Annotated in this window: 15 protein-coding genes; 6 read left to right on the forward strand and 9 right to left on the reverse strand. The window is 65.0% G+C overall.

Going from position 1 to position 13,922, the window contains the following annotated elements; all coding sequences use genetic code 11:
• Positions 1 to 2: 2 nt before the first annotated feature.
• Both fabD and AQZ49_RS19210 read right to left on the reverse strand, forming a co-directional pair.
• Positions 3 to 938: an ACP S-malonyltransferase gene (gene fabD, locus AQZ49_RS19205; protein ID WP_067619703.1), complete on the reverse strand. Its 936-nt coding sequence runs from the start codon at positions 936 to 938 to the stop codon at positions 3 to 5.
• A gap of 34 nt (positions 939 to 972) precedes the next feature.
• Complete coding sequence (locus AQZ49_RS19210; protein ID WP_067619705.1) at positions 973 to 1,800, reverse strand: LD-carboxypeptidase; 828 nt, start codon at positions 1,798 to 1,800, stop codon at positions 973 to 975.
• Between the two features lie 77 nt (positions 1,801 to 1,877).
• On the opposite strand from AQZ49_RS19210, the gene AQZ49_RS19215 reads away from it, so the two are divergent.
• Positions 1,878 to 3,320 carry a glutamate ligase domain-containing protein gene (locus AQZ49_RS19215; RefSeq protein ID WP_082701920.1) on the forward strand — a complete coding sequence of 481 codons (1,443 nt, stop codon included), beginning with the start codon at positions 1,878 to 1,880 and terminating at the stop codon, positions 3,318 to 3,320.
• A gap of 10 nt (positions 3,321 to 3,330) precedes the next feature.
• On the opposite strand, the gene AQZ49_RS19220 is transcribed toward AQZ49_RS19215, so the two are convergent.
• Both AQZ49_RS19220 and AQZ49_RS19225 read right to left on the reverse strand, forming a co-directional pair.
• Positions 3,331 to 5,034 carry a DUF885 domain-containing protein gene (locus AQZ49_RS19220; RefSeq protein ID WP_369819156.1) on the reverse strand — a complete coding sequence of 568 codons (1,704 nt, stop codon included), beginning with the start codon at positions 5,032 to 5,034 and terminating at the stop codon, positions 3,331 to 3,333.
• A 137-nt stretch (positions 5,035 to 5,171) separates the two neighbouring features.
• Positions 5,172 to 5,708, reverse strand: coding sequence for a GNAT family N-acetyltransferase (locus tag AQZ49_RS19225; RefSeq protein ID WP_067619707.1), 537 nt, complete (start codon positions 5,706 to 5,708; stop codon positions 5,172 to 5,174).
• Between the two features lie 367 nt (positions 5,709 to 6,075).
• Here AQZ49_RS19225 and rpsA point away from each other — a divergent pair, with 367 nt between their 5' ends.
• From rpsA to AQZ49_RS19245, 4 genes are all read left to right on the forward strand, one after another.
• Positions 6,076 to 7,791 (forward strand): 30S ribosomal protein S1, encoded by a 1,716-nt coding sequence (rpsA, locus tag AQZ49_RS19230; protein ID WP_067619709.1) that lies wholly within the window; start codon positions 6,076 to 6,078, stop codon positions 7,789 to 7,791.
• A 107-nt stretch (positions 7,792 to 7,898) separates the two neighbouring features.
• Positions 7,899 to 8,663, forward strand: coding sequence for a hydroxyacylglutathione hydrolase (gene gloB, locus AQZ49_RS19235; protein ID WP_067619711.1), 765 nt, complete (start codon positions 7,899 to 7,901; stop codon positions 8,661 to 8,663).
• A 23-nt stretch (positions 8,664 to 8,686) separates the two neighbouring features.
• Entirely contained in the window at positions 8,687 to 9,712 is a 1,026-nt protein-coding gene (locus AQZ49_RS19240; protein WP_231739325.1) for a LacI family DNA-binding transcriptional regulator, read from the forward strand.
• Positions 9,709 to 10,173, forward strand: coding sequence for a GNAT family N-acetyltransferase (locus AQZ49_RS19245; protein ID WP_067619713.1), 465 nt, complete (start codon positions 9,709 to 9,711; stop codon positions 10,171 to 10,173). Before AQZ49_RS19240 ends, AQZ49_RS19245 begins: the two co-directional genes overlap by 4 nt.
• Before the next feature lie 66 nt (positions 10,174 to 10,239).
• Here the strand turns inward: AQZ49_RS19245 and AQZ49_RS19250 are convergent, their stop codons facing one another.
• The 5 genes from AQZ49_RS19250 to AQZ49_RS19270 form a co-directional block, all read right to left on the reverse strand.
• Positions 10,240 to 10,755 carry a F0F1 ATP synthase subunit B family protein gene (locus AQZ49_RS19250; protein WP_067619715.1) on the reverse strand — a complete coding sequence of 172 codons (516 nt, stop codon included), beginning with the start codon at positions 10,753 to 10,755 and terminating at the stop codon, positions 10,240 to 10,242.
• A complete protein-coding gene (locus AQZ49_RS19255; protein ID WP_067619717.1) occupies positions 10,748 to 11,242 on the reverse strand; it encodes a F0F1 ATP synthase subunit B family protein in 495 nt (164 codons plus the stop codon). Before AQZ49_RS19255 ends, AQZ49_RS19250 begins: the two co-directional genes overlap by 8 nt.
• A 137-nt stretch (positions 11,243 to 11,379) precedes the next feature.
• A complete protein-coding gene (locus tag AQZ49_RS19260) occupies positions 11,380 to 11,604 on the reverse strand; it encodes a F0F1 ATP synthase subunit C (RefSeq protein ID WP_067619719.1) in 225 nt (74 codons plus the stop codon).
• Positions 11,605 to 11,641: 37 nt separating this feature from the next.
• Entirely contained in the window at positions 11,642 to 12,427 is a 786-nt protein-coding gene (locus AQZ49_RS19265) for a F0F1 ATP synthase subunit A (protein ID WP_067619721.1), read from the reverse strand.
• 78 nt (positions 12,428 to 12,505) lie between these two features.
• On the reverse strand, positions 12,506 to 12,826 hold the full coding sequence (locus AQZ49_RS19270) for an AtpZ/AtpI family protein (RefSeq protein ID WP_067619723.1): 321 nt from the start codon (positions 12,824 to 12,826) through the stop codon (positions 12,506 to 12,508).
• 317 nt (positions 12,827 to 13,143) lie between these two features.
• Between AQZ49_RS19270 and radC the strand changes: the two genes are divergently transcribed.
• Positions 13,144 to 13,917 (forward strand): RadC family protein, encoded by a 774-nt coding sequence (gene radC, locus AQZ49_RS19275; RefSeq protein WP_067619864.1) that lies wholly within the window; start codon positions 13,144 to 13,146, stop codon positions 13,915 to 13,917.
• The last annotated feature ends 5 nt before the right edge of the window (positions 13,918 to 13,922 follow it).

A 13,922-nucleotide genomic window follows, 5' to 3' on the forward strand; every position in this document is an offset into this window, starting at 1 on the left:
GATCAGATATCCTTCAGCAAGGCTTCGATGTCGGCCATGGTCACCACGCTGGTGATCGACACGTCGGCCACGGTGCGCGAAATCATCGGGCCGAGCACTTTGCCGCCCAGTTCGACGAATTGTCCCACGCCTGCGGCACCCATCGCAAGCGCGCTTTCGCGCCAGCGCACGCGCCCGGTCACTTGTTCGACCAGCAGCCGGGCAATGTCGGACGGATCGGTCACCGGCGCGGCGGTCACATTGGCATAGAGCGTAACCGCCAGCGAACGCGGCGCCGTTGCGGCCAGCGCCTGCCCCATGGCATCGGCGGCCGGCTGCATCAGCGGGCAATGAAACGGGGCCGACACCGGCAGCAGCACGCCGCGCTTGATGCCATGCTCCTTGACCATGCCGATCGCGCGCTCGATCGCGCCTTTGTGGCCCGACAGCACGACCTGGGTCGGGTCGTTGTCGTTGGCAACCGTGCACACTTCACCCTCGGCCGCCGCTTCGGCCAGTGCGGTGGCCTTGGCAATGTCGGCGCCCAGCAGCGCGGCCATCGCGCCCACGCCCACCGGCACCGCCGCCTGCATCGCCTGCCCGCGCAATTTCAGCAACCGCGCGGTATCGGCCAGCGAAAACGCCCCTGCCGCACACAGCGCGGTATATTCGCCCAGGCTGTGCCCGGCGACGAAGTGGGCCTTGTCGGCGATCGCGATGCCGCCTTCGCGTTCCAGCACGCGCAGCACGGCGATGGCATGGGCCATGATCGCGGGCTGTGCGTTCTCGGTCAGCGTCAACTGGTCTTCGGGCCCTTCGGCCATGATCCGGAACAGCTTTTGCCCCAGCGCGTCATCGACTTCTTCGAATACCTCACGCGCGGCGGGGCTGGCGGCGGCCAGTTCGACGCCCATCCCGACCTTTTGACTGCCCTGCCCCGGAAAAACGAATGCTCGCATTGGAATGTCTCTTTCAGGTTCTTTGGCGGCGCGCTTATTGGCCTTGCGCGCGCTCGGCAAGTCCGAACGGCACGATCTTGTTGGCGGCATCGTGGCCGATATCGGCCCCGCCCAGAAAGGCAATGCCCCGCCTGTCGCACCAATCGCGCACCATGGCATCGATTTCCATGCCGAACGGGCGGTCGTTTTCAGGCACATCGCTGACCCGGCCCAGCCGGATTCCGGCAATTCCCATCGGCGCCAGCGCGGCGGTGACATGGAACAACAGGCGATCGATCGCATAGAGGTATTCGGCGACTTCCTCGATCATCACCACATGCCCGGCCAGATCGGGCATCAGCGGGGTGCCCACCAGCATCGCCAGCGTCATCAGATTGAACGCCGCCACCGGCGCCGGACCGATCGCGCCCTCTTCGCCCGAACGATCGCCCGTCAGCCAGCCGAGCACGCGGCGCACCGCCGCATCACCCCCGACCCGGCGGATATCCGCAGGCATTGGCGCATGGATCGGGCGCCCGACCCCTGCGCGATAGAACGCGCCCAGCAGCGTCCCCGCATCGGAATAGCCCAGATAGAGCTTGTCGCGCGCCGCCGGGGCCAGCCCTGCCAGCGCCGCTTCGGCAATCCGCACCGCGCCATAGCCGCCGCGCGCAAACCACACCGCATCGCAAGCGGGATCATTGGCGCAATCGAGCAGCGCGCTCAGCCGTTCGGCATCGGCCCCGGCAAAATGCCCCTGCACGGCAAAGCATTGCGGATGAAAATCGAGCGTCACGCCCGGATAGTCGACCGCCAGCGCAGCAACGCGCGCCGCGTCGTCGCGGGTGAACGGTGTCGAAGGAGCGCACAGGCGGACACGCATGATCGCTGGCCATAGGCGATTGGCGCCGCGCTGCAAGTCTGGACTGCCGGGGCATATCCTGTAGGAACGCGAAAGCCATGACCCAAACCAAAGCCATGACCCAAACCGACGCTTTCGCCGCCGACCCTGCCGCCCGTCCCTGGTTCTTTTGCGGAATCGGCGGATCGGGAATGTTGCCACTGGCGCTGATCCTGCTGGGCATGGGCGCGCGCGTCGCCGGATCGGACCGCAGCCGCGATCAGGGCCGCACCCCCGAAAAATTCGCCTGGCTGGAAAGCCTGGGCGTGACGCTGCACCCCCAGGATGGCAGCGGGATCGTCTCGGCTGACCAGATCCTGGTGGCCTCTGCCGCGATCGAGGACACCGTGCCCGAAGTGGTCGCCGCGCGCGCACTCGGCGCCACGCGGCTGTCGCGTGCCGACGTGCTGGCGGCGCTGTTCAACCGCGCCCCCCGCCCGATCGCGGTGGCCGGAACCAGCGGCAAATCGACCGTTACCGGCATGATCGGCTGGATTCTGACCGCAACAGGCCGCGACCCGACGATCGTCAACGGCGCGGTGATGAAGAATTTCGTCGCCGACGACGCGCCATTTGCCGCGGCGCGCGTGGGCACGGGCGCCGATTTCGTGGCCGAAGTCGATGAAAGCGATGGCTCGATCGCGCTCTATCGGCCAATCGTGGGCGTGCTCGGCAATGTCAGTCTCGATCACAAGAGTCTGGACGAACTGCGCGAATTGTTTGGCGATTTTCTGGCCCGGTCGGGTGCCGTGGCGATCAACGCCGATGATGCCGAAAGCATGGCGCTGGCGCATCGTGCGCTCGCCGTGCTGCCGTTCGGGATGGGTGCGGCGGCGGTGATTGCCGCCGACCCCGCCTCGATCCGGTACAGCGCCGCCGGCATTGCCGCCACGGTGATCGACCGCCGCACGGGCGCCACCCACGATCTGCACCTTGGCGTGCCGGGCCGGCACAATCTGATGAACGCCTTGGCCGCGCTGGCCGCCGCCGATCTGGCGGGTGTGCCACTGGCCGATGCGGTGGCCGCGCTGGGCAGTTTTGCGGGGCTGGCGCGGCGGTTCGACATTGTCGGCACGTCGGCCAGCGGCGTGACCGTGATCGACGATTTCGGCCACAACCCCGAAAAAGTCGCCGCCACGCTGGCCACCTTGCGCAGCCATCCGGGGCGCGTGATCGCGCTGTTTCAGCCGCACGGCTACGGACCCTTGCGCCAAATGGGCGACGAATTGGCGACTGTGCTGGCCACGCGTCTCGACAGCGCAGATCATGTCATCCTGACCGATCCGGTCTATTTCGGTGGCACCGTCGATCGCACGATCGGCTCGGAACGGATTGTCGATCTGATCAACGCCGCCGGGGGCCATGCGCTGCATATGCCCGCACGCGCCGATGCCGCCGACGCGATCATCGCGATGGCCCGCCCCGGCGACCGGGTGGTGGTGATGGGCGCGCGCGACGACACGCTGGCGGTTTACGCGCGCGATATTCTCGCGCGCGTCTGATCCCGACCGCTCAGAACAAGGCGTGCGGGGCGGCTTCCTTCAGCATTTCGCGCCGGATCAGCGGGATCGGCGGCCCGCCGAACGACAGGAACGTGTCGTGAAACGCCCGCCAGCTTGCCCGCCCGCCATGCGTCGCGGTCCAGTCGGTGCGCAACCGGCGGATCATCAGCTTGCCCAGCGTATAGTTGAGATAGGCCGGGTCATACGTGCCGCGCGCCGCTTGCTGATCGGCATTGCCTTCATCCTGATAGCACTGGTCGCGAAACAGCGCCTTTGATTGTGCCACAGTCATCCCGCCGGTGTGCAGCCCGATCGCCGAAATCAGGCGGCAATCGCGCAACAAGGCATTGGTCAACTGGCCGATGTGGATCTTGGGATCGCCCTTGCCGAGTCCGGCTTCCCACATCATTTCCTCGGCATAGTGCGCCCACCCTTCGGCAAAGGCATAGCCGACAAACAGCCGCCCGACCGGCGAGGCCGCGCGGTTGGAATGGAGGAACTGGACAAAGTGGCCAGGCATGACTTCGTGCACGCTGGTGAACAGCAGATCGGCCTTGCCGGGAATATAGGCATCCTGCTTGGCCTTGGACCACGACGGATCGGGCGGGCTGATGTAATAGATCGACGGCAGCCCTTTATCGAGCGGCCCGGCCGGATCGATATAGGCGCTGTTCTGCGCGTTGTAGGGCGGGCTTGGCCGCACCAGCGCCTGTTCGGTGCCGGGGATGCTGACCAGATCGCGCGCGCGTACAAAGGCCTCCAGCGCGGGAATCTGCCGGGTCGCTTCGGCAACAGGGCCATCGGCGGGCTTGTCAGCGCCAACCTGATCGACACAGGCAGGCACGCTTTGCCCCGGCGCGAACGCGGCGCAGGCATCGACCAACGCGGCGCGGTTGCGATCGAGATCGGCCTTGCCCGCCGCCGCGATGGTGGCCACCGGCGCATCGACCGCCTCGGTCGCGGCCAGCATACGGGCAAACCGGTCGGCCCCCAGCGCATAGTCGCCACCGGGAGCCTGGGCCTTCACCCACCCGGCCAGATCCTGCATTGCCGCGCTGGCGCGTTGCGAAGACGCTTTCAACTGCGCCTGCAAGGCCGCATCGTTCACGCCGGCAAAGGCACGCGGGGCATCGTTGGCATAGGCATCGGCAAACCCGGAAAAGCCTGCGATGGCATAATAGCGAAAGGTATCGGGCAACGGATGGGTCAGATTGGCGCGAATCTGCGCGGCAGCGCGCGGCACCGCGTCGAAAAAGTGGATCAGCGCGCGCATCCGCACCGGCGCCGGGGCATAGTCGCGCGACAGATAGACATTGGGATCGAGCCCGCCGCCGACATAGAACGCCGGATTGCGATGCGGCTGGTCCGCATCGGTCAGCCAGAACAATTGCCCCCTGGCCACCTGCACCAGATAGTCGCGTTCAAACCGCTGCGCCCTGGTGAGGCCGTGAAAGCCCTGCGCACGCGCGATCACACCCTTGAGAAAGGCTGCCTTCCGCGTCAGCCCGGCCTCACTCCAGTCGGGCAATTGCCCGTCGTAGCGGTGCGCACCCTGATAGACGGCCATGGCCGGATCGAGCACGAACCAGCGATCGATCGAGGCCTGGACAAACCCGTCCCAACCCGCCGCAGCGGGCGGGGTCGCGGTCTTGGCCGCACAGGGCGCGATGGACAGCAGGCTGGAGGCCAGCAACACGACAAGACGTTTGGACAATCCGGGCATCACGACCTTCACATGGTTCCAAAAGAAACCACCCTGCCGCGATCCGGGCCAAACGTCCAGCCCGCACCGGAGAACGGGCCGGTGCGGCCTTCAAAATTCGCTCATCTCTCGAATTTTGAATAAAACTCTCAGGCAAACCGTTTTTCAAGCATGATCAGGTGCGGGTCGCCATCGACGCCATGCGCGTCAAAACCCTTTTCCCGTTCAAGCTCGATCGCGGCATGGTTGTCGCGATCCTCGATCGAGATCACGCGTTTCAGCCCGCGCCGCTGCGCCTCGGTGGCCACTACGTCGAGCAACGTCCACCCCAGCCCCTTGCCGCGGTAGTCGCGGTGGATCGAAATGGCGATTTCGCCGGTATCCATCTGCGCGTCGCAGGCCAGCATGGCCGACGCGATCAAGGCGCCGGTGGCCTTGTCGAACGCCACCCAGCTTTCGGTGCGCCAATGGTCGACATGGGTGAGCGAGGCGATCTGGTCGGGCCCGACATGGCGCACCGCGGTCAAAAAGCGAAAGCGCCGGTCATCATCGCTGACCCCGTCAAAAAACGCCTCGAGCGCGTCGGCATCTTCGGCATAGGCTGGCCGCACCGACAGCGTGACGCCGTCGCGCGTGGCAAGGTCGACAGGCTGGGCAAGATCGGCAAGTGTGGCGGGGGTGGTCATGGCGGGATCTCCTGCAATTCGAATGGGGTCGATAGGGCGGTTTTACGGACCAGCGCGCGCCTCGCCTTGATCCAGAGCAACCTGGCACTTGCAATTTGCGCAATCGTGGGTGCGAGCCGCGCGGCAGCTTGCCTTTTTGCGCATGTTCGACTAGGGGCGCGATCATTCCCGACACGAACCGGTTTCCGGCGCCACGCGCCACGGTCGCATTCGGGGGTACCCGCCACGGCATCCGGCCCGGCGGGTGGTTCGGCCCTTTTACCCCGCGGGCGAATGATTCGCCATCAAACCTGATCATGCGCGGACGAAAGACCGGCGGAGACAACCGCCTGGCCGGAAAATACCCACACAGGACCACAACCAACCCATGGCTTCCAACCCCACGCGCGACGATTTTGCCGCGCTGCTCGACGAAACGCTCGGCTCTGCCAGCAATGGCGGCTTTGAAGGCCGCGTCGTCAAGGGCACCGTCACCGCCATCGAAAACGACAAGGCCGTCATCGACGTCGGTCTGAAGAGCGAAGGCCGCGTGCCTTTGCGCGAATTCGCTGCACCCGGCATGCCGCACGGCCTTTCGGTCGGCGATGAAGTCGAAGTCTATGTCGATCGCGTCGAAAACGCCGACGGCGAAGCGATGCTCAGCCGCGACCGCGCCCGCCGCGAAGCCGCCTGGGACAAGCTTGAAAACGAATTCGGCGAAGGCAAGCGCGTCGAAGGCGTGATCTTCGGCCGCGTCAAGGGCGGCTTCACCGTCGATCTCGACGGCGCCGTGGCCTTCCTGCCCGGCAGCCAGGTCGATATCCGCCCGGTGCGCGATGTGCAGCCGCTGATGGATATCCCGCAGCCGTTCCAGATCCTCAAGATGGATCGCCGCCGTGGCAACATCGTCGTGTCGCGCCGTGCGGTGCTGGAAGAAACCCGCGCCGAACAGCGTTCGGGCCTGATCCAGAACCTGAAGGAAGCGCAGATCATCGACGGCGTCGTCAAGAACATCACCGATTACGGTGCGTTCGTTGATCTGGGCGGCATCGACGGCCTGCTGCATGTCACCGACATGAGCTACAAGCGCGTCAACCACCCGTCGGAAGTGATCGCCATCGGCGACACCGTGCGCGTGCAGATCATCCGCATCAACCAGGACACCCAGCGCATCAGCCTGGGCATGAAGCAGCTCGACAGCGATCCGTGGGAAGGCGTCGCCGCCAAGTACCCGGTTGGCGCCAAGCTGTCTGGCACGGTCACGAACATCACCGAATATGGTGCGTTCGTTGAACTCGAAGCCGGCATCGAAGGCCTGGTCCACGTTTCGGAAATGAGCTGGACCAAGAAGAACGTCCACCCCGGCAAGATCGTTTCGACCAGCCAGGAAGTCGATGTCATGGTGCTCGAAGTCGACAGCGACAAGCGCCGCATCTCGCTGGGTCTCAAGCAGGCGCAGCAGAACCCCTGGGAAGGCTTTGCCGAACGTCACCCGGTTGGTTCGGTTGTCGAAGGCGAAGTCAAGAACGCGACCGAATTCGGCCTGTTCATCGGTCTCGACGGCGACGTCGACGGCATGGTGCACATGTCGGACATCGCCTGGGGCATTTCGGGCGAAGACGCGCTGGCGCTTCACCGCAAGGGCGAACAGGTCAAGGCCGTGGTGCTCGACGTCGATGTCGACAAGGAACGCATCAGCCTGGGCATGAAGCAGCTTGAAAAGGGTGCTCCGGCCGCCGCTGTTGCCGGCAGCACCTCGACCGCGTCGAGCAACGCGCTGCGTCGTGGCGAAGTCGTGACCGTGACCGTGCTCGAAGTGCGCGATGGCGGGCTGGAAGTGCAGGCTGGCGAAGACGGTGCAACCGGCTTCATCAAGCGCAGCGACCTTGGCCGCGATCGCGACGAACAGCGCCCCGACCGTTTCCAGGTCGGTCAGAAGATCGACGCGCTGGTCACCGGTTTCGACCGTTCGAAAAAGCCCACGTTCTCGATCAAGGCGCGTCAGCTCGCCGAAGAAAAGGAAGCCGTGGAACAATACGGTTCGTCGGATGCCGGCGCTTCGCTGGGCGACATTCTGGGCGCCGCGCTCAAGGCGCAGCGCTGATCGGATCCGGTCGGGTCTTGGCCCGACCGGTAGACCGGACAAAAAAGCCCGTCGGTGCAAACCGGCGGGCTTTTGCTTTGTCTGGCGCGTTCGGCTAGGAACGCCTGATGACCGTGATCGTTCACCAATTCGCGTGCCTGGCCGACAACTACGGCTATCTCGTCCACGATCCCGCCAGCGGCGAAACCGTGGCGATCGACACCCCCGATGCCGATGCCTATCTGGCGCAGGCCGATCTGCGCGGCTGGCGCATTACGCAGATATGGAACACCCACTGGCACCCCGACCATGCCGGCGGCAACGAGGCGATCAAGGCGCAGACCGGATGCCTGATCGTCGCGCCGGCCGTCGATGCCGCGCGCATCGCCGGGATCGACCGTACCGTCGAACAGGGCGACACGGTCTCGCTGGGCGCGTTCGAGGCGCAGGTGATCGATGTCGGCGGGCACACGCTGGGCCACGTGGCCTATCACTTGCCCGACGCGCAGATCGCCTTTGTCGGCGACAGCCTGTTCGCGCTGGGCTGCGGACGGATGTTCGAAGGCACCGCACCACAGTTCTGGGCCAGCCTGCAACGGCTGAAGGCACTACCACCGCAAACCGCAATCTATTGCGCGCACGAATATACCGCCAGCAACGCGCGCTTTGCGCTGTACGCCGACCCCGACAACCAGGCACTGATCGCCTATGCCGCAGAAATCACCGACAAGCGGGCGAACGGTCTGCCCACCGTGCCGACCCGGCTCGATCGCGAACTGGCGACCAATCCCTTTCTTCGCGCGGACGATCCTGCCATGGAGGCACGCTGGGGCGGCGGTGACGCGGTGGCCACTTTTGCGGCGTTGCGCGCCGCCAAAGACAGCTTTCGCTGAAAAAAGTACGGTCGGGGGATAGCATGGTTGAAAAGCGCATCATCCGGGTCACGTCGTTCGACGTGGCCGAAGCGGCGGGGGTCAGTCAATCGACGGTCAGCCGCGCGCTGGCGGGCGACACCTCGATCAGCGAACCGACGCGCAAGCGCGTGATCGAGGCAGCGGCCCGTCTCAATTACCAGGTCGATGAAAACGCCGCACGGCTGCGCCGCGGCCGCACCGGCACGCTGGCGCTGGTGATGATCTGCCGCCCCGGGCAGGATCGCAAGGATTTGAACCCGTTCTATTTCGCGCTGCTGGGCAGCACGTGCGCCGCCGCCGCCGCGCGCGGCTATGAAGTGCTGGTGGCATTTCAGGACAGCGCGGCCAATTTCTGGGGCCATTATCAGGAACGCCGCAAGGCCGACGGCATGATCGTCATCGGCACCAGCGAAAACACCGAGGCGTGGGACTATTTCGGCCAGTTGCCCGAAGATTCGCACTGGGTGTGCTGGGGCGCGCCAAGCGATGCCTTTCCCTGGGTGCGCAGCGACAACCATGCCGGGGCGATGCTGGCAACGCGCCACATGCTGGTGCGGCAATACCGGAATATCGTCTGCCTGGGATCGGAAACATCGCCGCAACGCCAGTTCAAGGAACGCTTTGACGGCTATGCCGCAGCGATGCGCGATGCCGGGCTCGAACCCTATCTGCAACGCATCGAGCGCGGGCTGGAGCGCGAGGAACAGGGCCGCCGTGCCGCCGCCGCGCTGATCGAAAGCGGACGGCCGTTCGATGCCATATTCGGCGTCAGCGACGAAATCGCGTTGGGCGCGTTGAAGGAATTGACATCGCGCGGGCTGCGCGTGCCCGACGATATCGGCGTGGTCGGGTTTGACGGCGTGCGCGCCGGGGCCTGGTCAAACCCGCAACTGACCACGGTGGAAAGCGATTTCGAAGTCGCCGGATCGCTGCTGGTCGATCGCCTGATCGCCACCATCGGCGGCGAGGCGCCCTCGCCCCGGCGCGTGCCGGTGCGGCTGGTGGTCCGCGGATCGACCCGCCCGTGATCCGCCCTGCAACAGCAGATGATGCCGATGCGATCTGGGGCTTGATCGAACCGGTGATCCGCGCAGGCGAGACTTATGCCCTGCCCCGCGACTGGTCACGCGAAGCGGCGCTGGCCTATTGGCTGGGGCCCGATCGTCAGTCGCTCGTGGCCGACGATGGCGGGGTCGTCGGCAGTTACTTTCTGCGCGCCAACCAGCTTGGCGGCGGCGCGCATGTCGCCAATTGCGGGTACATTTCGGCCCAGCGCGGGACTGGCCGGGCAATGGCGGAGGATTCGCTCGAACGCGCCCGTGTCGCCGGTTTCACCGCGATGCAGTTCAACTTTGTGGTGGCCAGCAACACCGGCGCGGTCGCGCTGTGGCGGTCGCTCGGGTTTGCCGAAATCGGTCGCCAACCCGGCGCCTTCAACCATCCCCGGCTGGGCCTTGTCGATGCCCTGGTCATGCATCGGCATCTATAGCCGCCGAAACGACAAGGGTCCCGACCGTTTCCGGCGGGACCCTCGCTGTTCGGTCATGACGCCTGGTTAGTTGACCAGATGTTCGATCGCGCCATCGACCAGCGCGCGGTCGGCGTCGGCGCTGTGGCGCGCGGCGATCAACTGTGCCGCTGCGTCGGTGGCGGCCGTCACCGCGCGCTGGCGCAGTTCGTCCACAGCGGCGTGTTCGGCTGCGGCGATCTTTTCGGCGGCCATCTTTTCGCGGCGCGCGATCACGTCGGTGGTGGCGACTTCGGCGCGCGCGACAATCGCTTCGGCTTCGTGCCGGGCATGTTCGAGCATGGCCGCGGCGTCCTTTTCGGCGCTGGCGATGCGCGCGGCATAGTCGGCGCGCAACCGTTCGGCCTCGGCCCGCAGCGTGCGCGCTTCATCAAGCTGGGCGCGGATCGCGGCGATCTGCTTGTCGAGGCCGGACGTGACCAGCGACGGCACTTTCTTCCACAGCATGATCACGATCAGCACCGTCATCGCGGCGCTGACGATCATGACCGGTGGAATGTGCCCGAACAGCAGCGGTTCGGCAGCTTCGTGGAGATCAGCCATGGGCAAATGGTCCCTTCACCGCGCCACGCGCGTCATCGCCGCTGACGGCAAGGCCTGCAACGCGCAGGGCAATGTCTTGCGCAAGGTCGGCGGCAACGTGTTCGAATTCATCCAGCGCAGCCGCGCGCGCCGCAACGATGCGGGCCTCGGCGGCGTGGATCTGTGTTTCGAGCCGCGCGGCCGTATCGGCCAGACGGGTCTGGGTGGCAACCGCGGCGGCATGCTTGGCCTCTGCCACCAGATCGTGCGCGCTGGCACGTTGGGCGGCTTCGGTTGCGCTCCACGAGGCGGCGTCTGCTTCGGCCGCATCGCGTGCGGCCTGCGCAGCGGCAAGATCGTTGGCGATCGTCTGGTTGCGGTCGGTCATGGTGGCCATGACCTTTGGCACCATGCCCCGGCCGACAATGACAAATGTCAGGCCGAAAAACACCAGCATCCAGAAGATCTGGCTGAAGTAGGTGCCGGCTAGCTGGCTGATCTGTGGCATGACGGGCTCTTTTCGGGCAGGTACGTCAACAAAACTGGGCGCCGCAACGCGGCAGGCCCGGCAACGGGACCGGGGACAGACGACGCGCCGTAAAACCGGACCGTCGTATCTGTACCCCGGTCAGCCGGGCCTTTGGCTCACTTGAAGATGAGCAGCATCGCAACGACGAACGACAACAGGCCGAGCAGTTCCGCCGCGGCGAAACCGATGAACAGGCGGCCCTGCTGACCGTCGGCGGCGCCGGGGTTGCGCAGCGCGCCTTCAAGGAAATTGCCGAAAACGATGCCCACGCCAATCGCGGCGAGACCAGCGCCGATCGCGGCGAAGCCCGCACCGAGCAGCTTTGCAGCTTCTGCGTCCATTTCAAAACTCCCTTTGGTACCTGAGGTGATGGGTTTGTTAGTGAAGGTTTTCCGCGTCGTTGATATAGACGCAGGTCAACAGCGCAAAGACATAGGCCTGGATGCCCGCTACCAGCAATTCCAGCGCGCAGATACCGACCATAAGGATAAAGCTCGGCACGCTGGCAATCGTGAACAGCAAGGGTCCGCCGTTGCCGCCGGTGATCACAAAGCTCGACAGCACTTCGAGCAGCACGTGCCCGGCCATCATCGCCACGAACAGTCGCAGCCCGAGCGAGAACGGACGCACCAGGAACGAGATCAGCTCAACCACAAAGATCAGCGGGATCATCGGCACGGGCGTGCCGTGCGGCACGAACAGCGAAAAGAAATGCAACCCGTGCTTGGCAAAGCCGACCACCAGGACGATCGAAAACGCCATGATCGACAACACGCCGGTCGCCGAAAAATGGCTGGTGAACGTATAGGGGTGCAGGCCCACCAGGCCCAGCGGCACCAGGCCGAGATAGTTGGCGAACAGGATGAAACTGAACAGCGAGAAGACGTAAGGCACGTATTTCTTGCCATTGGGACCGACCGAGGTCGCCAGCATCGAATCCACAAAGCCGGTCATCGTTTCGACCGCCATCTGCCAGCGGCCGGGCACCAGTTGGCGCCGCAGGCCACCGCTGACAAACAGGATCAGCAATGCCACCGACATCGCCATCCACAGCGCCGAATTGGTGAACGCGATGTTATGCCCGGCAATCGACCAGTTGTCCGAACCGAACAGCGGCTCGATTGTAAACTGGTGCATCGGATCGACTTTTGGCTCGGCTGCCACGTTCAGGTCCCTGCTTGCGTTCGTAACGAATGAAGTGCGCAACTCAGACCATGCCTTCAGATGCAATCGCCGCAGCGATCACCCCCCACCATGGCCCGCATTGCGGACGATGTTCCTGAAAGCGACGAATATTCCGAAGAACATCATCACCAACAGCCCCCACGGCCGCGTCCCGGCAAACTGGTCGATAACCCAGCCGAGAAACAGCCCCCCGGCCAAGCCACCCACCAGATCGGCCAGCACCCGGTTGCCCGCGCGATAGCTCGCGTCTGCACCCGTCTGCGGCGGCGTTCGGGATTGACCTTCCTCGCGCTCGCGGGCTGCTTTCAGCCGGGCGTCGAGCGATTGGACGTCTTTATCCCTACCAATGGATGTCAAGTCGGACCCGTCATCATCCATGCGCTGCGCCTTTTCGAACGGCTTTTAGGGCTCTGGACCCAGGCATGCCCCCCGTAGGACCGCGCACGACCGACACCGTGTCCGCCGAGAGCGCCTGCCCCTTAGGCTGGGGTAACAAGCGAGTCAACCCGACCCAAGTCGGTGTTCACGCATTTGCCCGGCATGTGCCACACCCCTTGCGCAAGCGGCGGAATCGCGTTGGCGATACCTATGCGCAACCTATGCACAACGCCACCCCCCATCCGCCAAATCGGAAGCGTTCGCACCCCCTCGCCCGCTTGCGCGCGGGCCCGGCATCGGCAATGCAGGGCATCGCCATGACCGATGAACCCAGCCTGTTTGCAACACCTGTGACGCGCGGCGCGAAAACCGCAAAAAGCATTCGCGTGCGCGATGAAGGTAACCGCGTGCGCGAGGTGGGCCAGGACACGTCCGGCCACCGCAGCCGGCTGCGCCAGCGCATGCTCGATGGCAGCGATGACGCACTCGCCGATCACGAGGTGATCGAATACCTGCTGATGACCGCAATCCCGCAAAAGGACGTCAAACCGCTGGCGCGCATCCTGCTGGCGCGGTTCGGATCGATCGCCGGGGTGTTCAACGCCGAACCCCACGCTCTGATGCAAGTGTCGGGCATCAAGGAAACCGCCGCCGCCGCGCTCAAGATCGCCGGGATCGCCGCGCGCCGGCTGGCCCTGACGACGATGCGCGACGAATCCGTGCTGTCGAGCTGGCAGGCGCTGATCGACTATCTGCATATCGACATGGCACACCTGACGCACGAACGCGTGCGCGTGCTCTATCTCAATGTGCAGAACCGGCTGTTGCTGGATCAGGTGGTCAGCGACGGCACGCTGGACGAATCGGCGATCTACACGCGCGAGATCATTGCCAAGGCGATGGCGATCGGCGCCGCTGCGCTGATCCTGGTGCACAACCACCCTTCCGGATCGCCCCAGCCCAGCCGCGCCGACATCCAGGTGACGCAAAAGATCATCGAGGCCGGGCGTCATCTGGGCATCACCGTCCACGACCATGTGATCATCGGCCGCGAAGGCCATGTTTCCTTGAAGGCAAAGGGCCTGATCTAGGTTGA

The organism is Novosphingobium sp. FSW06-99, from assembly GCF_001519065.1.
Lineage (GTDB): Bacteria > Pseudomonadota > Alphaproteobacteria > Sphingomonadales > Sphingomonadaceae > Novosphingobium.